Here is a 22,983-nt window from a genome sequence, read left to right as displayed (position 1 = left end):
CATGAGTGTTATCCGCCCTGCCACAGTGTCCGATGTACCCGCGATCCTGCAGATGATCCATGAGCTTGCGGTCTACGAAAAAGAGCCCGACGCCGTGAAGAACACGCCGGAAATGCTGAGCGATGCCCTGTTCGGCGAGAATCCGCGGGTGTACGCGCACATGGCGGAAAACGCAGCCGGGGACGTCCAGGGATTCGCCTTGTGGTTCCTGAACTACTCCACGTGGGAAGGCGTCCACGGCATCTATCTCGAGGACCTCTACGTCACGCCGGGTGCGCGGGGCGAGGGCCACGGGAAGGCGCTCCTGCAGCATCTGGCGGCCACCGCCGTCGAACGTGGTTATGCACGGGTGGAATGGAGTGTCCTGGACTGGAACGAACCGTCCATCAACTTCTACCGCAGCCTAGGTGCCGTGCCCATGGACGGCTGGTCGACGTTCCGGCTGACCGGCGAAGCGCTGGGCGCATTCGGCAGCGATGACAAGGTCATGGCACGTGGCTGAGCGGGTGGCTGAGCGAGCGGCGCACACGATCCGGGCACGGCACGAATTCCGGGGTGTCCGCACCACCGAGCACTTCTTCACGGTCCCCCTCGACCATTGGGCGTTGGAAGGTATGGCGGCTTCCGGCAACGCGGAAACGATCACCGTTTTCGCCCGGGAGTTCGTCTCCGCCGAGCACTCGGAGGAGGACACGGCCCGGCTGCCGTGGTTGCTCTACCTCCAGGGCGGGCCCGGCGGGCGCGGCACCCGGACCACGACCCTGTCCGGCTGGATGAAGGCTGCCGGAAGGAGTTTCCGCATCCTGATGCTGGATCAACGGGGCACGGGCTTGTCCACCCCGGCAGACCGCAACACCTTGCCGCTCCGGGGCGATGCCGCGGCGCAGGCGGACTATCTCACACATTTCCGTGCCGACTCGATCGTGGCCGACGCTGAACTTATCCGGAAGACCTTGGGTTCGGAGCCATGGACCGTCCTTGGCCAGAGCTTCGGCGGTTTCTGCGCGCTGACATACTTGTCCTTCGCGCCCGAAGGTTTGAACGAAGTGCTCATCACGGGAGGTCTGGCCCCGTTGGAAGGTGCCGCCGAACGCGTCTACCGCGCCACCTTCCGACGGGTCGCGGACCGCAACGCGGAATACTTCGCGTGGTATCCGGAGGACCGCAAGCGGGTCACCCGGATCGCGCGGCATCTGGATTCCACGGAGGAGCGGCTGCCCAGCGGGGAACGCCTCACCACGGAACGCTTCCAAATGGTGGGATCCTTCCTGGGCGGGAACGCCCGTGTGGATGCCCTGCACTCGCTCCTGGAGGATGCTTTCGTGCCATCGCCCGGGGGAGAACGCCTCTCCGACGCGTTTCTGGAACAGGTCCACGGCCTCGTTTCCCGGGCATCGAATCCCCTGTACGCGGTTTTGCACGAGTCCATCTACGGCCAAGGGCAGGCCACCGACTGGGCGGCGTGGCGGGTGCGCGAGGAGTTCCCCGAGTTCCATCCCGATGCCGCAGAGCCGCTCCTGACGGGCGAAATGGTCTACCCCTGGTATTTCGAACAGGATCCGGCGCTTGTGCCACTGCAGGAAGTGGCAGCGCTGTTGGCCGGCAAGCAAGACTGGAAACCCCTCTACGATGTGTCCCGGTTGAAGGCGAACACCGTGCCCGTCGCGGCTGCTGTGTATCGCGACGACATCTATGTGGACTACCAGCTCTCCATGGAAACCGCGGCGGCCGTGCGCGGACTGCAGGCCTGGACCACAGGGGACTTTCATCACGATGGCATCGGCGAAGACGGGGAAGGAATCTTCAAACGACTCCTGGGAATGGCCCGCGGCACGAACTGAGCCCCGGCCACCATAGTGACCGGGGCTCAGAAGCGTTCCGCAGTTGTCAGCGGCTCCGTAGTAACTAGTGCCCGGAAACCTTGTTCATGCTCTTGCGGGAATCTTCCTCGAGCCGAGCGTCCAGCTTGGACTTGCTGGCGGCCGGGGTCAGGAGGCTCGCGACAACCGCCACCACGATCGTGCCGAGGATGACGGCCAGGGACACATAGGTCGGGATCTCCGGAGCCCATTCAATATGGTGGCCGCCGTTGATGAAGGGCAGTTCGTTGACGTGCATGGCGTGCAGGACCAGCTTCACGCCGATGAACGCGAGGATGACCGACAGTGCGTGCTTGAGGTAGATCAGCCGGCTCATGAGCCCGCCAAGCAGGAAGTAGAGCTGGCGCAGGCCCATGAGGGCGAAGATGTTGGCCGTGAAGACGATAAAGGCGCTCTGCGTCAGTCCGAAGATCGCCGGAATGGAATCCACGGCGAACAAGAGGTCCGTCATGCCGATGGTCACGAAGACGATCAGCATGGGCGTGAACAGCTTCTTGCCGTTGACCGTGGTTCGAAGCTTGCCTCCGTCGAACTTCTCCGACATCGGGACAACTTTGCGGATGCGGGCGATAAGCGGATTCTCGGAGGTTTCTTCCTCGTCTTCGCCGTTGTCCGTGGCCTGCTTCCACGCGGTCCACAGCAGGAACGCGCCGAAGATGTAGAAGACCCAACTGAACTGCTCAATCACCACGGCACCAAGGGCAATGAAGATACCCCGTAGGACGAGGGCAATGATGATGCCCACCATCAGCACTTCCTGCTGGTACTTACGGGGCACCGAGAACCGCGCCATGATGATGATGAAGACAAAGAGGTTGTCGATACTCAGGCTGTATTCGGTCACCCAACCGGCGATGAACTGGCTGCCATGCTCCGGGCCGGCAAAAGCGAACATCGCTCCGGCGAACACCAAGGCGAGGGTGACGTAGAAAGCGACCCAGAGGCCTGCTTCCTTCATGGAGGGTTCGTGCGGACGCTTGACCACCAGGAGAAGGTCGACAAGGAGGATGATTCCGAGAACGACGAAAGAGCCGATCTCAAACCAGGCGGGGAGTTGCATCTAAAATGCCTTTCGCAGGTACGCCAAAACGGCGTAAGTCTCTCCGACCTGCCTGCGTCTCCATGCCCGAAGGCAACAACGCTCAAATGGCAATCCGCTAGGCCCGGCGAGGCGTCTGTGCCTTGCGTGTTGACGGACTTAGCGCTTGGGATACTCCCCTACGTAGCCCCAACTTTACCCTAAGCGTGCCCGGCGGACTGCATTTGGCGGAGTTCGCGCTTGAGGTCGCCCACCTCGTCACGGATCCTCGCAGCGATCTCAAATTGGAGCTCGGCGGCGGCCGCGTGCATCTGCTCGGTCAGCTGTTCGATCAGACCCACCAGGTCTTCGGCAGGCGCTGCGGCCAGGCCATCTTGCCGGACCTTCGAAGTGCCCTTGCCCTTGCCGGTCCGGCCGCCCTTTCCGGCTGCGGCCAGCAACTCGCGGGTGTCGGCGTCTTCGCGGGCAAGCTGATCGGTGATATCTGCGATCTTCTTGCGCAACGGCTGGGGATCGACACCGTTGTCCGTGTTGTATTTGATCTGGATTTCCCGGCGGCGATTGGTTTCCTCGATGGCCTTGGCCATCGAGTCCGTGATCCGGTCGGCGTACATGTGGACCTGGCCTGAGACGTTTCGGGCGGCGCGGCCGATGGTCTGGATGAGGGAGGTGGCCGATCGGAGGAAACCCTCCTTGTCGGCGTCGAGGATGCTGACAAGTGACACTTCGGGCAGGTCGAGGCCCTCGCGGAGAAGGTTGATGCCCACCAGGACGTCAAAGCTGCCCATGCGGAGTTCACGGAGCAGTTCCACACGCCGGAGGGTGTCGACGTCGGAGTGCAGGTATTGGACCTTGACCCCGTGGCCCAGCAGGTAGTCGGTGAGGTCCTCCGCCATTCGCTTGGTCAACGTGGTGACCAACACGCGTTCGTCGCGCTCCACCCGCGTCCGGATTTCGCCAAGGAGGTCGTCGATCTGGCCCTTGGTCGGCTTCACGATGACTTCGGGATCGATCAGGCCGGTGGGGCGGATGATCTGCTGGACGAACCCGTCCGCCTTGCCCAGTTCGTACTTGCCGGGGGTCGCGGAAAGATAGACGGTCTGGCCCACCCGCTCCAGGAATTCATCCCATTTGAGCGGCCTGTTGTCCATGGCGGAAGGAAGCCGGAAGCCGTGGTCCACGAGGGTGCGCTTGCGCGACATGTCGCCCTCGTACATGGCGCCGATCTGTGGAACCGTAACGTGCGATTCGTCGATGACCAGCAGGAAGTCGTCCGGGAAGTAGTCGATGAGGCAGTGCGGGGCTGTGCCGGAGCCGCGGCCATCGATGTGGCGTGAGTAGTTCTCGATGCCGTTGCAGAAACCCATTTGCTGCATCATTTCGAGGTCGTAGGTGGTGCGCATGCGCAGCCTCTGGGCCTCCACCAGCTTGTTCTGGCCTTCGAGCACTTTGAGCCGTTCCGCGAGCTCTTCTTCGATGGCGGTGATGGCGCGGGACATGCGTTCGGGCCCGGCGACGTAGTGTGAGGCCGGGAAGATGTACATCTCCGTTTCCTCACGGATGACGTCGCCCGTGACCGGATGCAAAGTGTAAATGTTCTCGATCTCGTCGCCGAAGAACTCGATGCGCAGGGCCAGCTCTTCGTACATGGGGATGATTTCCACGGTGTCTCCGCGGACGCGGAAAGTGCCGCGGTGGAAGTCCATGTCATTGCGGGTGTATTGCATGGCGACGAACCTGCGCAGGAGATCGTCCCGGTTCATCTCGGCGCCCTTGCTGAGAGTGACCATCCCGGCGATGTATTCCTCCGGGGTACCGAGGCCGTAAATGCAGGACACGGTAGCCACCACGACGACATCCCGCCGGGTCAACAGCGCGTTGGTTGCCGAGTGCCGCAGCCGCTCGACCTCCTCATTGACGGAAGAGTCCTTTTCGATGAAGGTATCCGTCTGGGGAACGTAGGCTTCGGGCTGGTAGTAGTCGTAATAGGAAACGAAGTACTCCACCGCGTTGTTGGGCAGCAGCTCCCGGAACTCGTTGGCGAGCTGCGCGGCCAGGGTCTTGTTTTGGACCATCACCAACGTGGGCCGCTGCACTTGTTCGATCAACCAGGCGGTGGTGGCACTCTTGCCCGTACCGGTGGCGCCGAGCAGGACGACGTCTTTCTCGCCGTTGTTGATCCGTTCGGTCAGCTCCGCGATAGCGGCCGGCTGGTCACCTGCCGGCTTGAATTCGCTGATGACCTCGAAGGGCGCGACGACACGGTTGATCTCCTGGGCAAGACTCATGAATCCAATGTACCCCTGCCCGCGGACAGCTACTGTCCGCGTTTTCGGGTTGAACCGTCGCCGCCGCCGGGCCGGAACCAGCTGTCGTCGAGCCGCCCCATGATGGAACGGAACATCTTGATGGCGAACCACGCTCCGGATACAAGCCAGACGGTCCATGCGAGCCAGAAGGCTGCGGCCGGCACGAGAACGCGCCACGTCGGCGTCTGGGTTCCGGCGACGAACTCCTCGCGGCCGCCGGCCAGGAACCACAACAGCGCAGCGCCGGCCATGAGAACGACGCCGGCCCACGCCAGGCCGCGAACGGCGCCAAGGCGCTGCCCGTCAAGATGCGGCGTGATTCTCCGTTTCCCGGCCATGCGTGCCATGCCTAGCGTTGCGCCACCGAGTACGACGGCGGCTGCCACCCGCTTCTGCTGGCCCAGGCATCCATGAGCGGCCAGGCGACCTCGGTGAACCAGGGCTCCTTCGCTTCCGCATATGCCAAGGTGCGACCGTCGCCGGCGTGCTGCGCGGCAAGCTCCTGTTTCATCGCCGCATACATTCCCACGGCGTCGGGGTTGGCGCGGAGCCAATCCCGGAACAACAACGCATATCGCCAGCCCGGGCTTCCGAGGACCCTGACATGGACATTGGCCGGCCGCCCGGGGTCCGCGTTGCAATGGAAACGTTTTTGCCATGCCGATGGATCCAGGTCCGGCGGCTTGGGCGTATCTCGGGCGGAGGCCTCCCGCAACGGGAATCCGGCCTCACCCAAGTCCCGTGCTATCCGGTCCGCGGCTTCCAGCGAGGACACATTTACCTGCAGGTCGATGATGTCTTTAGCAGGAAGACCGGGTACCGATGTCGAACCGATGTGGTCTGCGCCCAACACCTCCGGGGATGCCCGGCGGATCCTGGCAAGCAGCCGTTCAGCCTGGACCGGCCAGCCGGGGTTTGGCGGTGACAACACGGGGCCGCCGGATCGTGGCGCCGGGTGGCCCGCTGCGAGATTGCGGGCAAACGGCGCCAAGCGTTCTTCCCACAAGGTGTCCACGAGCGCCGTGACGTCTTCGGGCCGTGCCGAGTTGTCCAACACGATGTCGGCCGCCGCCAGCCGTTCATCCCTGCTGGCTTGCGCGGCCATCCGGGACACCGCGTCCTTGACCGTCATGCCGCGGATCTCCGTCATGCGCCGGATCCGTTCTTCGTCCGGCGCATCGACCACCAGCACCAGGTGGAAGCTGCTGCCCTGCCCGGTTTCGACCAGGAGCGGAATATCCTGGACGACGATGTCTCCGGGTTTTGCGGTCGCGAGCATCGCCGCAGCCTTCTCCCTGACGCGCGGATGGATGATCCCGTTGAGCGCTTCCCGGCGATCCGGCTCAGCGAACACGATCGCGCCGAGGCGTGCCCGGTCAAGGCGACCCTCGGCGTCGACGATGTCTTCACCGAACTCGGCCACGACGTCCGCCAAGCCCGGAGTGCCCGGCTCCACGACCTCGCGGGCAAGCGCATCGGCGTCGATCAAGACAGCGCCCAACTCCCTCAGCCGGGCGGACACGAGCGATTTGCCGGAGGCGATCCCGCCGGTAAGTCCAATCTTCAGCACCCCTCCACACTAGACTGGGTCGGTGGCAGAACAGGAAGAAAGCCGGGCGACCGCGTACACAACATTGGCGCCGGGAGACGATTTCCGCCACGAACTCGAGATCAAGCGTTCGCGCTTCATCACGGTGCTGCGCCGCGCTTCCGACGAGGACGCCGCCCGGGCCCTGGTGGCGGAACTGCGCAAGGAGTTCCATGACGCCCGGCACCACTGCTCGGCATTCGTCCTCGGTCCGGATCGCGTCATCCAGCGTTCCAACGACGACGGCGAGCCCTCCGGAACTGCCGGCATCCCCATGCTCGAGGCGCTCATCAAACGCGAGACACTGCCCGGGGTGACTGACCTCAGCGACGTGAGTGCCGTCGTCGTGCGCTATTTCGGCGGCATCCTCCTGGGCGCCGGCGGACTGGTCCGCGCCTACTCCGAGTCAGTCTCGGCCGCACTGGACTCCGCTCCCCTGGTTCAGCGACGCCGCCTGCGGATTTGCGACATCCCCGTGCCCCACCACGCGGCCGGAAGGCTTGAAAACGATCTGCGCTCCGCGGGCCACGTCATGGCCGAAACAAGCTACGAGCCCTCGGAGACAATCCTGCGCGTGGCGCTACCCGATGATCCAGGCGCAATCGCGGACGCCGGTGAGCGGCTGGCATCCATGACCGGCGGCGCCTCGGGCCTCCAGTTGCGGGGAACGGTATGGGTCGACGTCCAGGCCTGAGCACCCGCGCTAGGGACATGCCCTCCCCTGACCACCACCATTGGACATAGTGGGCATATGTCCACTCCTTGCAGTCAACGAGGGGCATGTCCTGTGGTTGACGCTTGGATCCTGGCAAACTGTTATTTCAGATCGTGGTAATCCTGCGATGCAGTCCTTCCGAGTGAGCTCTGCGGGCGCGCCCTGGATCTTGCCTTTCGGAATAGCTTGATCGTATAGAAAGTCATGATCGCCAGCGCTGCCAGCAAGAGGAAAGCCAGCGGGGCAAAAGAAAGTACCGCCTCTGAAAAAGTTGGAACCAAGGGGTTCATAAGTCTGATCACGCCCATCCGCACGAGACTACTCCGGGGCCGCTGGTAACCAGTCGGAGATTAGCGGATCTCGTGGAGTGGTTCCACCCGAAAATGGACCGGGTCACGGTCACTGTGGTCTGGAAATAGCCCCGCCCGCCAGAAACGTAGTGGCTGAAGTTACTAACAGGATATGCTCGATCCGGGCTCGTATGAGTGCACGACATGTGCAGTTGCACCGTTCGTGCTCAACACGACGCCGCTTCCCGTAACGTACGTCCCGGTCAGGCGAACCTTCGTCACGCTAATACCCCACTACCTGGGCGCTGAGAAGCTTGAATGAATCCCTCATCCAGGAGGATCCGGGCGAGTTCCGACTCCTGCTCCTCGTCGAGCATGCTCAACGCGCTGAGGGAGTCTTTCGCAATCTCGTCCCCGGCCATCGCCGCAAATGCGATCTTCTGCGTCAGCTCGGCCAGAATCCTGAGCTCCACTTCCCGTCGGTCGGATTTTGAAGCGTTCTCGACGGTTTTCTCGGAAGTCGCGGCATAGGCCGGAACGGCTGCCCCCGCAGCCAGCAAGGTCGATAGCGAAGCGATCACAAGGCCGGTCCTGAGATGTTTTAGCACAATGACTTTCCCCTTGGTTTCATTGACCTTGTCCAAAGAGCCAACCACATGCTAGCAGCGCGTGCGACGTATCTGATAGATCGTCATCAGTTAGTTATCCCCAAATCTCCGGTGCGATCCCGGTGAAGGGCTGGCATCCGTGATCGGCAGCTCGTCGGGACTCAAATCGGTCGACGTCCAGGGCCGAGCGTCCACCCCACAGGGACATGCCCTCCCGTGCCCGCCACCACTGGACATAGTGGGCATATGCCCACTCCTCGCTGCCAACGCGGGGTCACTTACGGCCCATGTCGGGCGCCAACACGGGCCGTAAGTGACCCCGCGTTGGGTTAAACGGAAGGCGCCCCCTCCAAGTGGAAGGGGCGCCTTCGTGGCTTTTCGGCTGAATTAGTTGCCGGTCAGCTTCTCGCGCAGAGCTGCGAGGGCCTCGTCGGATGCCAGGGTGCCCGCGTTGGACTCGGCAGCAGCCGGCTCGGAGGAGTAGCTGGTGGTGCCGGAGTCGCTCTCGCCGGAAGCGGCAGCAGCGGCGTCGTCAGCAGCGTGCTGGGAAACCTGCTTCTTGTGAGCTTCCCAACGCGCCTGGGCGTCAGCGTACTGCTGCTCCCAAGCGGCGCGCTGCGTCTCGTAGCCCTCGAGCCATTCGTTGGACTCGGGGTCGAAGCCCTCGGGGTACTTGTAGTTGCCCTCTTCGTCGTACTCAGCGGCCATGCCGTACAGAGCCGGGTCGAACTCGGTGCTGTCAGCGTCAACGCCCTCGTTAGCCTGCTTGAGGGAGAGGGAGATGCGGCGGCGCTCGAGGTCGATGTCGATGACCTTGACGAAGAGCTCGTCGCCAACGGAGACGACCTGCTCAGCAAGCTCAACGTGGCGGACAGCCAGCTCGGAGATGTGAACGAGGCCTTCGATGCCGTCTTCGACGCGAACGAACGCACCGAACGGAACCAGCTTGGTGACCTTACCCGGAACAACCTGGCCGAGGGCGTGGGTGCGGGCGAAAGTCTGCCACGGGTCTTCCTGCGTGGCCTTGAGGGACAGGGATACGCGCTCGCGGTCCAGATCCACTTCGAGAACCTCGACGGTGACTTCCTGGCCAACCTCGACAACCTCGGACGGGTGGTCGATGTGCTTCCAGGACAGCTCGGAAACGTGAACCAGACCGTCTACGCCGCCAAGGTCCACGAATGCACCGAAGTTGACGATGGAGGAAACGACGCCGGGACGAACCTGGCCCTTTTCCAGCTTGTTGAGGAACGTGGAGCGAACCTCGGACTGGGTCTGCTCGAGCCATGCACGGCGGGAAAGAACAACGTTGTTGCGGTTCTTGTCCAGCTCGATGATCTTGGCTTCGATCTGCTGACCGATGTACGGAGCGAGGTCGCGGACGCGGCGCATCTCGACGAGGGATGCGGGCAGGAAGCCGCGCAGACCGATGTCGAGGATAAGACCACCCTTGACAACCTCGATGACGGTACCGGTGACAACACCGTCTTCTTCCTTGACCTTCTCGATGTCGCCCCAGGCACGCTCGTACTGAGCACGCTTCTTGGAGAGGATCAGTCGGCCTTCTTTGTCTTCCTTGGTGAGCACCAGGGCTTCGACCTGATCGCCAACGGAGACGACGTCCCCGGGGTCAACGTCGTGCTTGATGGAAAGCTCGCGGGAAGGGATGACACCTTCGGTCTTGTAACCGATGTCGAGCAGGACTTCGTCGCGGTCAACCTTGACGACGATACCTTCGACGAGGTCTCCGTCGTTGAAGTACTTGATGGTGGCGTCGACAGCTGCGAGGAAGTCCTCAGCGGTACCGATGTCGTTGATCGCGACTACGGGGGTACCGGGCTTCTCGGTGGAGGTGATGGTCATGTAGTAGGGGCTCCGTTGTGGATAGAGTATCGGTCAGGCAAACCGCCCGCTTTCCGTCGCCGGTCCGCAGGACACGGCAAAACGCCGGGTCATCCTGAATTGTGGATTGTAAATTTGCGCGCACGTAGCATGCGCCCGTTCATTCTAGTCGTTCGCCTCAAGGAGGGTCAAAGCGGCAGCGTGTCACCCAGCCGAGCGAACGTCACACCGCGGTCCAACAAGCTTGGCAGGACACGTGCATAGCCCTCCGCGGTGCCGCCGGCGGGCTGGTTGAAGTGCGAGATCACAATCTGGCCTGAGCCCCGTCCCGCGGCGATTTTTCCCACTTCCGTGGCAACAGTAGGGGCCGGGAAGGTGGCGCCGCCGTCGCCGTTCACGGTGAAGCTCACCGGCACCAGTCCGAGGGCATTGGTGATCGCCGCCGCGACGTCGTCGTAGTAGGCAGTGCCCGCCCTGAAGAAGCGGGGGGCCTTGCCGCAGAGCTGCTCCATGACTTCCTGGTTGCCCATGATTTCGTCATAAACCTCGCCCGCGCTGGCCGTGCCCGGAATGCCGTACGCTGAGCGACCGGTGACCGACAAGGGTTCGTGCCGGAAGCCGTGGTTGCCGAGTTCGAACAACGGATCGGCCGCGAGATCGGCCGCCAGCCCGGGATTGGCCTTGATCCAACGGCCGTTGACGAACAACGTGGCGGGAACGTTGAGCTTGCGCAGGGTCTTGAGCAAGCGTTGATCGCAGTCCGAGCCGTGGGGGCCACCGCAGGCATCAAACGTCAAGACCGCATGCGTGGACGGTGTTTTTGAAACAACGCCAGTGACATCAAGCCCCCATTCGACGGGCTTGCGCCCGGAGAATTCGGCCACAACCTGGGACCTCGACGGCGGCGCGGGCCGCGTTTCGGGCACGACCGGACGCTGGCCCACCGCTTCGACGACCGGCGTTGAAGCCGATGTGGGGCGAAGCGACGGTGCACCTGCCGGTTGCTGGGCGCAGGCGGCCAGGCCGGTCACCGCGAGTCCGGCGGCGACCGCCAGCAACGACCTCCGGCCCGGCAGCCCTGATGTGCCGGAGGAGCGGCCCCCCGGCTGGAATTCCCCCATGGAATCCTTCTTCTGTTGTTGATCCTGCGTGTGGAGATGTGCCTAGAAGTGCGTCAGGCAATGGGCGGGGCGTTCGACGGCGAACATGTGCTGGGCAGCCAATGCTGCTCCCGGCGTGTGCTCGCGGATCCGGCCTGCCGAAGCCAAGATTACAGGACTGACGGCACCCAAATAGACAGACCCCAGGTCCGTGACATCCATGCTCAGGTCCGGGCCCGATTCCTGGCTCCCGCCACTCGACTCACTGACGGTGACGACGCCACCGTCGGACGTCAATTCCCACATACCGTCGGCAAAACCAAGCGCATCCCGGACTTCCAGCACCAAGCGTCCATCGGCGCCGTAGCGGCGGGCTGACAAGGCCGCAGGGACGTCCAGGACGCGCAACCACAACATGTCGCGATAGTCGGAGGACGTGACGCAACGTCCGTCCTCGAGCGCCCACGCCAGCGGGTCTTCAACGGGGGCTTCAGGCCAGGAGACCTGTTCGATGAGATCGATGCTGCCCAGGAATTGCCACAGTTCCAGGTACGCGGAGTCCGTCGCGGCGACAAGGTCCACGACTTCCACGGTGTATGGCTTCGTTTCCCAGCCGGCGAACTTGTAGGACACGTAGCCGTCAATGGTGCCATCGGGTGCGTAGTGGAGCGCACATTTGATTGCCTTGTCCTCACTGCCGTCGCGCTTCATGGCCCCGGACACGTGATGGCGGTAGGAGTCCTGCCTCACGATGGACCCCGGCGTGCGGTGGTGAGCGCGTTCGAAAACCTCGGGCGCGAGTTCGAGAAGGACTCTTGGATCTGCGATCTCCACCCGGCCAACGGGCTCGTGCCGGACGCAGAATTTCGGACCGGTGTCAACCTTGATGCTCCGCTCAAAGGTTGCGACGCCAAAGCCAAAGCGGCCGTAGATGGATGCCTCGGACGCGGTCAGGGCGGCCATGGCGAAGCCGTCATCCTTGGCATCGGCGAGATCCGCGGTCATCATCCCCCGCAGGATGCCGTGCCGCCGGTGCGTTCCGCGGACGGTGACAGCCGTGATCTGGCGGGTCCGCAGTTCCTGGCCGAAGCCAACATTCAGCTTGTTTTCCAGCGTTCCAAAGGTAGCCACCGGAAACCCCGGGTTGAGCGCGTGCAACGGTGGTTCGTCGTTGACGTAGACGCCCGTCAGCTCACGGTTGTCCGCTTGGTACATCGCGAGGATCTTGTCGATGAGATCATCGCTTCGTTGCTCGTCGTGGAATCCGAAGCCGACGGCCCGGAGCCAATCACGTGCTTGTCCGTAGTCAGGGTTCTCCTTGTCGACGGAACGAAAGCGCTTGACGTTGTATTTTTCGTTGGTTTCCTTGGGATCAGCCACGTCCCGAGCCTAGCCAGACAGCACGGGGCACGCCACCATAGTGGCGGCGTGCCCCGTGCAAGCCTGCAAGCAGGCCGGTGCGCCTGCTAGTGGCCGGCGTCGTACCAGCTGGAGCCGACACCTACCTGCACGTCCAGCGGGACCGTGAGCTGTGCTGCCGTCCCCATTTGCTCGGTGACGAGCTTTTCGACCGCTTCGCGTTCGCCGTGGGCTACCTCGAGCACGAGTTCGTCATGGACCTGCAGCAGCATCCGGGACTTCAGCCCCTGGCTGGTCAACTCGGCAGAGACGCCGAGCATGGCCCGCTTCATGAGGTCCGCCGCCGAACCCTGGATGGGCGAGTTCAGCGCGATGCGTTCGGCGATCTCCCGGTGCTGGCGGTCCGTGCTGGTCAGGTCCGGAAGATAGCGGCGGCGGCCCTCGATCGTGGAGGTGTAGCCGTCGATCCGGGCCTGCTCCACCACGCCACGCAGATAGTCGCGCACTGCGCCGAAGCGGTCGAAGTAGTCCTTCATGAGCGTCCTGGCCTCGTCGACGGAGATTTCCAGTTGCTTGGACAGGCCGAACGAGGTAAGCCCGTAGGCCAATCCGTAGGACATCGCCTTGACCTTGGAGCGCATGGCACTGGTGACCTCTTCCGGCGCAACGTTGAAGATGTGCGAGCCGACATAGCGGTGCAGGTCTTCACCCTCCTTGTACGCCTGGATGAGTCCTTCGTCGCCGGACAGGTGCGCCATGATACGCATTTCGATCTGCGAGTAGTCAGCCGATAGCAGGCATTCGTAGCCCTCACTGACGACGAAGATCCCGCGGACGCGCCGGCCTTCCTCACTGCGCACCGGGATGTTCTGCAGATTGGGGTTGTTCGAGGAAATGCGCCCCGTGGCCGCGACGTTCTGCGCGTACGTAGTGTGGATACGTCCGTCCTCAGCCACTGATTTCTTGAGCGTCTCCAGCATTTGGGCCAGCTTGGAGGATTCCCGGTGAGCCATGAGCTGCACCAGGAACTCGTGGCCGGTCTTCTCAAGGAGCGCCTTCAGCGAGGCGGCGTCCGTGGTGTAGCCAGACTTGATCTTCTTGGTTTTGGGCAGGCCAAGTTCTTCGAAGAGGACGGTCTGGAGCTGCTTGGGAGAGCCAAGATTGACCTCGTGGCCGATTGCGGCAAATGCCTGCTCCTGGGCGTTGTCGATCACCTTCGCGAGGTCCGCGAGCTGTTCGTTCAGGCGTTCCGTAGAGATGGCAATGCCGGAGAGTTCCATCTGGGCCAGGACCCGTGCGACCGGCAGCTCCAGCGTGGTCAGGAGCGCCTCGGCCTTGCGCTCGGCGAGCTCGCTTTCGAAGTGCTTGCTCAGTGCGTGCACGACGGCGGCCTGCTGGACGAGCGCGCTGGCCGCGGCACCGTCCGGCCCATCACCAAGATCGAGTTCCAGCTGGCCGGTTTGGGCCGCCACAGCCGTGATGGTGATCCTCAAGTGGTGCTGGGCGAGTTCGGCGAGCTCGTAGCTGCGGCGGTCCGGCTGGATCAAGTAGCCCGAAATGGCGGTGTCGTCCACCACGCCTTCCAGGCCAAGTCCTCGGTGGTGCAAGGCCTTCAGAGCGTCCTTGAACTCGTGCATGACCTTGGCCTCTTCGGGATCCCGCAGCCATTTGGCCAGGACGGCATCAGCCGCAGCGTCCAAGGACGACAGCTCGATATAAGCGGCCCCGTTGGACCGAACGACGGCGAGGGCAGCGGCGTCGTCGCCAATCCGCCCGGGAACCAACTGCACGGCAACTGCGGCGCGGCTGCCCGAGCCCGCAGCGAAAAAGGCCTCCAAGGCGGCGGCGTCCTGCAGGACCGCGTAGTCGGGCGCGTCGATGGTCTCGGGAGGCGCTCCGGCTGTGTCGTCGCCGTAGAGTGCGAACAGCCGGGCACGGAGGGTCCTGAATTCGAGGGTGTCGAAGAGTGTCTCGACCTCCTGGCGGTTCGGGCGCGGCTCCTCGAGTTCGGCGAGCGTCACTGGGAGCTCAAGGTCTTTGAGGAGCTGGTTGAGGCGGCGATTGCGCTTGACGGCGTCGATGTTTTCCCGGAGGGCTCCTCCGACTTTGCCGCCGATGGAATCCAGGTTCTCCAGGATCCCTTCCAGGCCGCCGTAAAGGTTGATCCACTTGGCTGCGGTCTTGGGGCCGACGCCGGGAACGCCGGCGAGGTTGTCAGCGGACTCCCCTACCAGCGCGGCCAGATCGGAGTAGCGGGACGGGGGAACGAAGTACTTTTCTTCGATGGCTGCCGAGTCCATGCGGGGAATATTGGACACGCCCTGCTTCGGGTACAGGACGAACACGTTGTCCGTGATGAGCTGGAAAGCGTCGCGGTCCCCCGACACCAAGAGGACTTCGTAGCCCGCGGCCTCCCCTCGCGCCGCGAGCGTGGCGAGGATATCGTCGGCCTCGTATCCGGGCATCTTGATGGTCTTGATGCCCCACGCTTCCATGACTTGGTCGATGAGGTCGATCTGTCCGCGGAACTCCGGCGGCGTCTCGTTTCGGCCACCCTTGTATTCGCTGTACTCCGCCTTGCGGAACGTCGTGTCGTCCGAGACATCGAATGCCACCGCAACGTGGGTGGGCTTCTGATCCTTGATGAGGTTGATCAACATCGACGTGAAGCCATGCACCGCGTTGGTGTGCTGACCCGAGGATGTGGCGAAGTTCTCAGCCGGCAGGGCATAGAACGCCCGGAACGCCATCGAGTGGCCATCAAGGACCAAGAGCCTCGGCCGGCCACCTGTCGCGGTGTCCGCACTGCTTGTTGAAGGGTCTGGTGCCGTTGCGGTGGCAGTTGATGTTGCTGTTGCAGTTGATGTTGTTGTTCCAGTTGACACTGGCGTTGCCGTTGGAACTGAGTCCGGTTTGGTTGTTTCGCTCACAGGTGCCAGCCTAGTTGCCATGATGGACAATTTCACGCCGGGCCCGTTCACCGACGAACTCAATGCGGCCGGCGTTCCGCAGGAGTTGCACGGTTGGCTTTCCCGCTATGGCGTAGGCTCGCTCGTGGCGAAGATGGGCATCAAGTTCCTTGAACTGGGCCCTGAACGGACCGTCGCCACCATGCCGGTGGAAGGCAACACCCAGGTTGCGGGCATCCTCCACGGCGGAGCCCACGTGGTTCTCGCCGAAACCCTGGGCTCCTTCGCGGCGGCCCTGCATGCCGGAGCTGGACGCCACGTCGTAGGGATCGAGGTGGGCGCTACCCACCATCGCTCCATAGCAAGCGGCCTGGTCACCGGTACGTGCACAGCCATCCATTTGGGCGGTACGCTCGCCACCCATGAAATCGTCATGACCGACGAACACGGCCGACGGCTGTCAACTGCCCGGATTACCAACATGATCCGGGAGAACAGGGCCCGCTGACCCGGCACGCGCTGGGAACCTGTAGCGCACCTCGACTGCCGCGCCACCCAGGGTGCGGGACGAGATCAACTCAAGCGGCGCCGTCGGGCTCTCGACAGGCAACAAGCGCTTACCGGAACCCAAGGCGACCGGGATAAGGGTGACAATCATCTCGTCCAGCAGGCCGGCCTTGGCGAACTGGGCTACCAGGTTTCCACCGCCAACTAGCCACACGTTCTTGTCGCCGGCGTCGGCAATCAGGTCCGGCGCGAATTCCTCAACCTCGCCACGCACGAACGTGACGTCCGCGCCGGGCGGCGCCGCGTATTCGCGGTGGGTGAAGATCCAGCATGGAACACCCGGATAGGGCCATTTGCCCGGTTCATGTTCCATGAGCCAGCGATAGGTCTGGCCGCCCATGACTATGCAGCCGATGCCCGCCATGAAGTCTTCGTAGCTTTCGGTGACGCCCTCGGCCTCTTCGAACTGGAGCAGCCAGCCGAGATCGTCATCCTTGGTAGCGATGAACCCGTCAAGCGAGGATGCCACGTAGTACTGGAAATCCGCCATGGCCCCACCCTACCCATGAGGCGGCGGCGTTCCCAGCTACTTCGTGAAGTACGGAACGATCAGATAGATCCCGAAAAGCACGGCGATTCCGCAAGCCGCGAAACACACGTACGCAAGGGACCGCACCATGACCGGCGACTTCTGCCGGGCGTCGCCCGCGATGGCGGTGAGGCGGACACCGAGCGAATACAGCACTACGAGGAGCACAGCTGCCACAAGGGTCGCGCCGGCCACCTGCACCAGATCCAACCACTTCATGCCTGGATGTCCTTACTCATGCTTTTGCTCAGACTCTGTTTCTTGGCGTTCTTCTTGCGGAAGCGGACTGCGGTGCCGGCTTCTTCGACTTCGACGGCGTTGTGGTGGCCAACGTGCGACTTCCTCGAGTAGATGAACATGTAGACGACGACGGCGGTGCCCACGACTGCAGCGATAACCACGCCGACAGTGCCTGTACCGATGAGGAACGCCGTCAAGGCGCCCACGATCGCGGCCGCAGGGAGGGTGAAGAGCCAGCCGGTGGCGATGCGCCCCACGGTTCCCCAGCGCACCGTGGTGCCTTTGCGTCCGAGGCCCGAGCCAATGACCGACCCGGAGGCCACCTGCGTGGTAGAGAGCGCGAAGCCAAGGTGGGAGGAAGCGAGGATGGCCGAAGCGGTGCTCGCCTCGGCAGAGAAGCCTTGGGCCGGCTTGACGTCGGTCAGCCCGGAACCCATCGTCCGGATGATGCGCCATCCGCCGGCGTAGGTTCCTATGGCGATAGCGAGTGCGCAGGCCCCGATGACCCAGAACTGCGGGCCGCTGCCGGCCGGCTGGGTTCCGGCGGCGATCAGGACGAGGGTGATGATGCCCATGGTCTTTTGCGCGTCGTTGGTACCGTGGGCCAAGGCGACAAGGCTCGACGTGAAGATCTGGCCGGTACGGAATCCGCCGCGCTTCTGGGTCAGCTTGTCGCCGGTTTCGGGGTCATGCCGGGACGTCAGGGCGTAGGCAAGCTTGGTGCATAGATAGGCCACGGCACCGGCGAGCAGTGGCGAGAAGACGGCCGGAAGGATGACCTTCTGGAGCACGGTATCGAAGTTGACGGCGTGGAATCCGATGCCGACGATCGCCGCCCCGATGAGGCCGCCAAAAAGCGCGTGCGAAGAACTCGACGGCAGCCCCTTGAGCCACGTGAACATGTTCCACAGGACGGCCCCCATCAGCCCGGCGAAGATGATCTCCGGCGTGATGTGGATACCGTCCGTGCCCTCTCGGATAAGTCCTCCCGAAATGGTCTTCGCCACTTCGGTCGAGAGGAACGCGCCCACGAGGTTGAGCACCGCGGCCAAGGCAACAGCCGTCTTGGGTTTGATGGCACCCGTGGCGATCGGAGTCGCCATGGCGTTCGCAGTGTCGTGGAAGCCGTTGGTGAAGTCAAAAAATAAGGCCAGCGCTATGACAAGCGCGACCATGAAGGTGATTCCCACCTGGTGCCCAATCTGCAGAGTCGATGATGCGCAGTTCCACTTCCCCGGGCCTGCCCAACAAAAAACAGTTCAGCACGCGTTCATCTGACTGTACTGGCGGAATTAACTATGGCGGGCGTGAAACCTTAAGAATCTTACGTGCCATTTGCCGGCATGGCCAAACATCGAATCATCCAAGGAATTGCCGAACAGCCGCGATATCGCTGCGTGACAGGCCCCGCCGCGGGTCCGGTGAGATCCAAAGCACACGGTTGCCGAGGAACTCGGCCCAGGACCGGGCAGCGGCTTCATGGTTCAGCTGATCGTCCATCCACACGATGCGTTCGGCTCCGGACTCCTGGACGTCCTTCTGCAAGACGTCCAGCTTCCACCAATCGGCGGTCTGGTCCCAACCGTCGCTGGTCAGGACGGGCCAATGCTCGCCATGGAGACCGATTGCAGGGCACAGGAACTCAGGGGCGAGCCGCTGCCACGTGGTCAGCCAAACAAACCTCGCCGCGGGGTGCGCGGCCAGCTCATTGAGTTCGCCAACCAGTTCGGACGCGTAAACGACGTCGAGGATTCCGGCGTCGGCGATTTTCCATTCCGTACCCCAATCAGTGAAGCCCATGGAACCGAAGGGGTTCACCACGCCGTCGACGTCCAGATACAGCGACACGGTGGTCATGCAGTCCCCCTCCCGGACGTGCCAACAAGGCCAGCGTAAGCCACGCGTTGGCGTTATAGCAGTCCGGGGACCGTTTGCCGGGTCAGTTCGCGTGCAGGATTGCCGCCGAAGATGCCGCCGGCCGGGACATCCTCGCCCTTCATCAGGAACGAGTCGGCTTCGAGTTCCGAGCCGTCATGCATGGTGGTGCCGTAATGGACGAACGCACCCACGCCCAGGGTGCAGCCGGCGCCAAGGGTGATGGCATCGAGTTTGAACGCGCCGTCCTCCATGGAGTGGCATTGCGCCACGGCGTAAGCGTTGAGGGTGCAGTAGTCCCCGATGGTGACGAGGGTCTTTTCCGGGATCCCGCAACCGTCGTCGAAGACCTTCTTGCCCATCCGGACGCCCAGGATTCGCCAGATCACGGGTTTGAAGGGCGTGCCGTTGAACATTTGCACGATTCCCCCGGCGCCGAGTTTCCAGTAGCGCTCGTGCCGCCAGAAGGGCACTTCGTAGATGGAGCAGAAGGTCGGAGAAAGTCGACCAAAGCCGAGGGACGCCCGCTCCACGAGGACCATCAGGACGCCCGTGGTGATGACCATTGTTGCCAGTGCGGCCACCGCAGAGAGCCCCCCTGCGGCGGGAAGGAAGGCCTGCGATGCCCAGGCGGCGAGGAGAATCACGTACAGTTCAGCCCACCGGGCAAGCAGGTAGAGGATCACTGTCACGGTGTTGTGTACGTTCTTTGCAGGGATCCGGCGCCGCAATTCCTCCGCCGTCCTGAACCGATCAAAGGTGTTGTCAGGGTCCACGGTGCGCGGTATTTCAAAGGGCGGTGAGCCCAGGAGGCCCACCCCCTCGCGTAGCGGACCGTCCAAAGGCACCATGGTCTTGGTCCCCAGGAGGCAGTTGTCCCCCATCCTGGCTCCGGCGGGATAGGCGATGTTGTTGCCGAAGAAGCTCCTGGCCCCGATGGTGGCGGGCGAAAGGCGGAAAGCGGTGTTCGAGTAGTCGGCATTGATGATTGAAAGCCCATCCGAGACCATGGTGCCGCTGCCGACCGTAGTCAGTGTGGGGCTGTCATGCTTCAGCCCGACGCCGAAATTGGATCCGGTCTGCACCATGTCCGGTTGGTGATAGCCCAGGACGTCCAGGTAGTACACGATCAGGGAACTGTCTCCGGTGAGCTGGAGGAGTGCTTTGAGGTTGGTCAGCCGCTGGGCTGTCCGCAACAGTCCGAAGCGGACGCCGTAGAGGGGGTAGTCCTTGCCTGGAACCAGAAGCAACGCCAGCAGCCTCGGAACGGTGGCGGCGACGGCGAAAGCGGCCAGGATGCTGCCGAAAAGAAGGACGGCGGAGATCAGCAGAAGCGCTTGCCAGAATAGCGGCTTGGCCGGGTTTGTTTCGCCCGTGGGGAGGGAAGCGAGTACGACGTCGATGACTCCAAGCCCGATGGACGACACCAGTACCACGTGGACCACCACGGTCCAGAAACTGAAACTGGCCCGGCGGGCCGTCCCGGACGCGGCTTGTCCCGCCCTGCGATAGCTGGTGTTGGTGGGCTCGGCCGGGGAGCCGGCCCAGGCGCCGCCAGGCGGAATACTCTGGAAGCGATGCAGGCAGGAGCTGTGCCCCAGTTGGGCGTCGTCGCCCATGGCCGTGTCAATCTCCAGCGTCGTTTGTTCGCCGATCAGGACGTTTCGGCCTAGGATGACGGGCCCCGTCTGGATCCGGCCGGCCTGGGCACGGTAGCAGCTGAACGTTGAGTCCCTCCGGATCACTGTGTCCGCTCCCACAGTCAGCAAGTCGGTGCAGGCCGGAATCCTTGAGGAGAGGATGGTTACCCTCGGGCCGATCCTGGCCCCCAGCGCCCTGAGGTACAGGGGGAAGACCGGTGTCCCGACGAACAAGCGGACAGGGCTTGTGTTGACTAATGTCTTCACGAACCAGAAGCGGACGTACCGCAAGGACCAGAGAGGGAACTCCTCGGCCTTCCACCGGCCGATGAGCGCCCATTTGAGCGCAATGGGCATGACTGCCAGGGCCAGGAACGATATGGTGCCGACGACGACGGAGCGCGCCACGAGGACGCCCGGCTGCCGGGACCCGCCGATCCACTGTTCGCCGGCGGAGGGGATGAGCACGACGACGTACGCGTAGGCCAGGGCGGCCAAAGCCTGCAAAACCCCGCACAGCAGGTACTGGGCAGTCCCCACTCGCAGGAACGGTTCAGCCGTCGCAGTTCCCCTCCCTCCGGCGCCGACCCCCGCCAGTGCCTCGTCGTTCGCGGCGTCGAGGGCGGCCGCCAATGCGGCGATGGTCGGATATGCATAGATCTCGCGCATCGAGACTGAGGGTGAGTTGGCTTCCTTTCGGACGTTGGCGCAGAAATGCGCCATCAGCAGGGAGTTTGCCCCGAGGTCGTTGAAGAAGTTGGCGGTGGTGGAAACCGACGTGAGCCGGAGCGCCGCAGCCAAAGCCGGGGCGAGGATCCGTTCCGTGGGCGTCACCGGACTGGTGTCAGCGAAGTCTGTACTGACCGTGCGCGGCCCGGCGGGATGTGGAAGGCGGCTGCGGTCCACTTTCCCGCTGACCATCATCGGCATGGTCCGGAGGGACTGGAAATAGCCCGGCACCATGTAGGCGGGAAGCCGCTCGCGCAGCCAGGCACGGATGTCTCCTCCTGCCACCTCGGGGACGTTCTGGTGCATCGTGTAGTAGGCGGCAAGTTCCGTGATTCCCGGCTCGGGCTCCCACGTCTTCACAACGGCCATCGCTATCCCGGGTATCTGCAGAAGGACGTTTTCGATTTCGCTCAGCTCAATCCGATAGCCTCGGACCTTCACCTGTGTGTCGGCGCGGCCGTGGTACTCGATCTCGTCGTCGTCGTTGAACCGGCCCAGGTCACCCGTGCGGTAAATGCGATGGGAGGGGTTGTCCGCCAAGCCCAGGAAATCGGGAATGAAAGCCCTTTCTGTCAGCTCGGGCCGGTTGATGTACCCCCTGGCGAGCCCCACCCCCGCCAGACCGATTTCGCCCAGCTCGCCGTGAGGCAAGGCGCGGTCCTGGACGGGATCCAGGATGACCGCCGAGTAGCCGGGCAACGGTTTGCCCAGGGTCACGGGCTTGCCGGGCTCCGCCGTGCCCCAGGTTGCCGTCACGGTCGCTTCGGTGGGCCCGTAGACATTCAGGAACCGCCGGCCGGGCCGGTGCCAACGCTCCACAAGGTCCTCCGGGCAGGCTTCACCGGAGACGAGCAGGAACCGCAGCCCGGGCAGCTCGTCATCGAGCGTGGCGAGCAGGGTCGGCACGCAGCAAAGGGCGGTGATGTTCCGGGCCTCGATGAACTCGGCAAGATCCGGCCCGAGGAGGTTGTTCCCGGGCGGTCGGGGCACCAAGGTGGCCCCTACCATCCAAGGCACCCAGATCTCCTCCACGGAGAAGTCGAAAGCCGTGGTCATGCCCTGGTAGACCCGGTCGCCGGAATCGTAGCCGTAGGTTTCGGCGGCAATCCGTACGAAGTGGCAGATGCTGGCGTGGGCTATGGCTACTCCCTTTGGCCGTCCGGTGGATCCCGAGGTGTAGATGATGTAGGCCAGTCCGTTGGCCGGGGACTCCTGCCCCGCCCAGCCCAAGCGGGAGGGTTCGAACGCGGCAATGCGGCGGTCCTCCTTGTCCATGCGAACCGCGGGGGCCGCAGTCCCGGTCAGGAGGCTGTCCGCGAGGCGGGAGACAGTCAGGATCATGGTGACGTCCGCGTCGGCGGCAATGTAGGCAATTCTCTCTGGAGGGAACGCCGGGTCGAGGGGCACGTAGACGGCATGGGCCTTGAGGACCGCGAGCATGCTGACATAGGACCACACCGGGTCATCGAACAGCAGTGCGATTCTTTCGCCCGGGCTCACACCGCGGGCAAGGAGGTAGCGGGCGAGCTGGTTGGCCCGGGAGTCGAGTTCTTCATAGCTGAGCGAACCATCCGCTGTTTCCACTGCCGGATGGCGGCTGCGGCCTTCGGCTCGTTGCCGGTCGCACCGGTCCTCGAAGAGCTCCTCAAGCCGCTCGCCCGGGCTCCACCGGATCGTGTTGCCCTGCCTTGTGTTGCCCTGCCTTGTGTTGCCCTGTGTCGTACTGCCCTGAGCAGTCACGTGCCTTCCCATGTTCCCCTCCTG

The 22,983-nt window shown here is 63.4% G+C and carries 18 protein-coding genes; 4 read left to right on the top strand and 14 right to left on the bottom strand.

Annotated features, from left to right (window positions below; genetic code table 11):
* Position 1: 1 nt before the first annotated feature.
* Together QRN52_RS11015 and QRN52_RS11010 are read left to right on the top strand one after the other, a co-directional pair.
* Complete coding sequence (locus QRN52_RS11015) at positions 2 to 502, top strand: GNAT family N-acetyltransferase (protein WP_284752762.1); 501 nt, start codon at positions 2 to 4, stop codon at positions 500 to 502.
* Positions 495 to 1,841, top strand: coding sequence for an alpha/beta fold hydrolase (locus QRN52_RS11010; protein WP_284752761.1), 1,347 nt, complete (start codon positions 495 to 497; stop codon positions 1,839 to 1,841). The genes QRN52_RS11015 and QRN52_RS11010 overlap by 8 nt, the downstream gene beginning before the upstream one ends.
* A gap of 64 nt (positions 1,842 to 1,905) precedes the next feature.
* Here the strand turns inward: QRN52_RS11010 and QRN52_RS11005 are convergent, their stop codons facing one another.
* From QRN52_RS11005 to coaE, 4 genes are all read right to left on the bottom strand, one after another.
* The gene (locus QRN52_RS11005; RefSeq protein WP_284752760.1) at positions 1,906 to 2,940 is read right to left on the bottom strand and encodes a TerC family protein; all 1,035 of its coding nucleotides are present in this window, start codon (positions 2,938 to 2,940) and stop codon (positions 1,906 to 1,908) included.
* A gap of 179 nt (positions 2,941 to 3,119) precedes the next feature.
* On the bottom strand, positions 3,120 to 5,207 hold the full coding sequence (uvrB, locus tag QRN52_RS11000) for an excinuclease ABC subunit UvrB (protein WP_284752759.1): 2,088 nt from the start codon (positions 5,205 to 5,207) through the stop codon (positions 3,120 to 3,122).
* A 29-nt stretch (positions 5,208 to 5,236) separates the two neighbouring features.
* A complete protein-coding gene (locus tag QRN52_RS10995) occupies positions 5,237 to 5,614 on the bottom strand; it encodes a hypothetical protein (RefSeq protein ID WP_284752758.1) in 378 nt (125 codons plus the stop codon).
* Positions 5,578 to 6,798, bottom strand: a complete 1,221-nt coding sequence (coaE, locus tag QRN52_RS10990) for a dephospho-CoA kinase (protein ID WP_284752757.1) — start codon at positions 6,796 to 6,798, stop codon at positions 5,578 to 5,580. Before coaE ends, QRN52_RS10995 begins: the two co-directional genes overlap by 37 nt.
* Positions 6,799 to 6,820: 22 nt before the next feature.
* On the opposite strand from coaE, the gene QRN52_RS10985 reads away from it, so the two are divergent.
* Complete coding sequence (locus tag QRN52_RS10985) at positions 6,821 to 7,510, top strand: IMPACT family protein (RefSeq protein WP_284752756.1); 690 nt, start codon at positions 6,821 to 6,823, stop codon at positions 7,508 to 7,510.
* Between the two features lie 589 nt (positions 7,511 to 8,099).
* Here QRN52_RS10985 and QRN52_RS10980 read toward each other — a convergent pair.
* The 5 genes from QRN52_RS10980 to polA all read right to left on the bottom strand — a co-directional run bounded on the left by QRN52_RS10980 (position 8,100) and on the right by polA (position 15,480).
* Positions 8,100 to 8,465 (bottom strand): hypothetical protein, encoded by a 366-nt coding sequence (locus QRN52_RS10980; protein ID WP_284752755.1) that lies wholly within the window; start codon positions 8,463 to 8,465, stop codon positions 8,100 to 8,102.
* A gap of 351 nt (positions 8,466 to 8,816) precedes the next feature.
* Positions 8,817 to 10,292 (bottom strand): 30S ribosomal protein S1, encoded by a 1,476-nt coding sequence (gene rpsA / locus QRN52_RS10975; RefSeq protein WP_284752754.1) that lies wholly within the window; start codon positions 10,290 to 10,292, stop codon positions 8,817 to 8,819.
* A gap of 167 nt (positions 10,293 to 10,459) precedes the next feature.
* Entirely contained in the window at positions 10,460 to 11,392 is a 933-nt protein-coding gene (locus QRN52_RS10970; RefSeq protein WP_284752753.1) for a polysaccharide deacetylase family protein, read from the bottom strand.
* A 42-nt stretch (positions 11,393 to 11,434) separates the two neighbouring features.
* Positions 11,435 to 12,751, bottom strand: a complete 1,317-nt coding sequence (locus QRN52_RS10965) for a GNAT family N-acetyltransferase (protein WP_284752752.1) — start codon at positions 12,749 to 12,751, stop codon at positions 11,435 to 11,437.
* Positions 12,752 to 12,837: 86 nt separating this feature from the next.
* A complete protein-coding gene (gene polA, locus QRN52_RS10960; protein WP_284752819.1) occupies positions 12,838 to 15,480 on the bottom strand; it encodes a DNA polymerase I in 2,643 nt (880 codons plus the stop codon).
* A 199-nt stretch (positions 15,481 to 15,679) separates the two neighbouring features.
* Here polA and QRN52_RS10955 point away from each other — a divergent pair, with 199 nt between their 5' ends.
* A complete protein-coding gene (locus tag QRN52_RS10955; protein WP_284752751.1) occupies positions 15,680 to 16,147 on the top strand; it encodes a hotdog fold thioesterase in 468 nt (155 codons plus the stop codon).
* On the opposite strand, the gene QRN52_RS10950 is transcribed toward QRN52_RS10955, so the two are convergent.
* The 5 genes from QRN52_RS10950 to QRN52_RS10930 all read right to left on the bottom strand — a co-directional run bounded on the left by QRN52_RS10950 (position 16,100) and on the right by QRN52_RS10930 (position 22,971).
* Positions 16,100 to 16,696, bottom strand: coding sequence for a dihydrofolate reductase family protein (locus tag QRN52_RS10950; protein ID WP_284752750.1), 597 nt, complete (start codon positions 16,694 to 16,696; stop codon positions 16,100 to 16,102). The two genes, QRN52_RS10955 and QRN52_RS10950, sit on opposite strands and share 48 nt — an antisense overlap.
* Before the next feature lie 36 nt (positions 16,697 to 16,732).
* Complete coding sequence (locus tag QRN52_RS10945) at positions 16,733 to 16,954, bottom strand: hypothetical protein (RefSeq protein ID WP_284752749.1); 222 nt, start codon at positions 16,952 to 16,954, stop codon at positions 16,733 to 16,735.
* Positions 16,951 to 18,165, bottom strand: a complete 1,215-nt coding sequence (locus tag QRN52_RS10940; RefSeq protein WP_284752748.1) for an inorganic phosphate transporter — start codon at positions 18,163 to 18,165, stop codon at positions 16,951 to 16,953. The genes QRN52_RS10945 and QRN52_RS10940 overlap by 4 nt, the downstream gene beginning before the upstream one ends.
* A 169-nt stretch (positions 18,166 to 18,334) precedes the next feature.
* The gene (locus QRN52_RS10935) at positions 18,335 to 18,832 is read right to left on the bottom strand and encodes an HAD domain-containing protein (RefSeq protein WP_284752747.1); all 498 of its coding nucleotides are present in this window, start codon (positions 18,830 to 18,832) and stop codon (positions 18,335 to 18,337) included.
* Positions 18,833 to 18,885: 53 nt separating this feature from the next.
* The gene (locus tag QRN52_RS10930; protein ID WP_284752746.1) at positions 18,886 to 22,971 is read right to left on the bottom strand and encodes a Pls/PosA family non-ribosomal peptide synthetase; all 4,086 of its coding nucleotides are present in this window, start codon (positions 22,969 to 22,971) and stop codon (positions 18,886 to 18,888) included.
* Positions 22,972 to 22,983: the final 12 nt, after the last annotated feature.

Origin of the sequence: Arthrobacter sp. efr-133-R2A-120 (genome assembly GCF_030209835.1) — a bacterium.
Taxonomy (GTDB): domain Bacteria; phylum Actinomycetota; class Actinomycetes; order Actinomycetales; family Micrococcaceae; genus Arthrobacter.
Note: the sequence above shows the minus strand (reverse complement) of the source record. Positions and strands in the feature narration are given on the sequence as shown.

What these genes read in the sequence shown, in the direction of transcription:
- QRN52_RS11015 (WP_284752762.1), top strand. Translation starts at nt 2, where the DNA reads ATGAGTGTTATCCGCCCTGCCACAGTGTCCGATGTACCCGCGATCCTG.
- QRN52_RS11005 (WP_284752760.1), bottom strand. Translation starts at nt 2,940, where the DNA reads ATGCAACTCCCCGCCTGGTTTGAGATCGGCTCTTTCGTCGTTCTCGGA.
- uvrB (WP_284752759.1), bottom strand. Translation starts at nt 5,207, where the DNA reads ATGAGTCTTGCCCAGGAGATCAACCGTGTCGTCGCGCCCTTCGAGGTC.
- rpsA (WP_284752754.1), bottom strand. Translation starts at nt 10,292, where the DNA reads ATGACCATCACCTCCACCGAGAAGCCCGGTACCCCCGTAGTCGCGATC.
- QRN52_RS10970 (WP_284752753.1), bottom strand. Translation starts at nt 11,392, where the DNA reads ATGGGGGAATTCCAGCCGGGGGGCCGCTCCTCCGGCACATCAGGGCTG.
- polA (WP_284752819.1), bottom strand. Translation starts at nt 15,480, where the DNA reads ATGGCGTTCCGGGCGTTCTATGCCCTGCCGGCTGAGAACTTCGCCACA.
- QRN52_RS10955 (WP_284752751.1), top strand. Translation starts at nt 15,680, where the DNA reads ATGATGGACAATTTCACGCCGGGCCCGTTCACCGACGAACTCAATGCG.
- QRN52_RS10950 (WP_284752750.1), bottom strand. Translation starts at nt 16,696, where the DNA reads ATGGCGGATTTCCAGTACTACGTGGCATCCTCGCTTGACGGGTTCATC.
- QRN52_RS10945 (WP_284752749.1), bottom strand. Translation starts at nt 16,954, where the DNA reads ATGAAGTGGTTGGATCTGGTGCAGGTGGCCGGCGCGACCCTTGTGGCA.
- QRN52_RS10935 (WP_284752747.1), bottom strand. Translation starts at nt 18,832, where the DNA reads ATGACCACCGTGTCGCTGTATCTGGACGTCGACGGCGTGGTGAACCCC.
- QRN52_RS10930 (WP_284752746.1), bottom strand. Translation starts at nt 22,971, where the DNA reads ATGGGAAGGCACGTGACTGCTCAGGGCAGTACGACACAGGGCAACACA.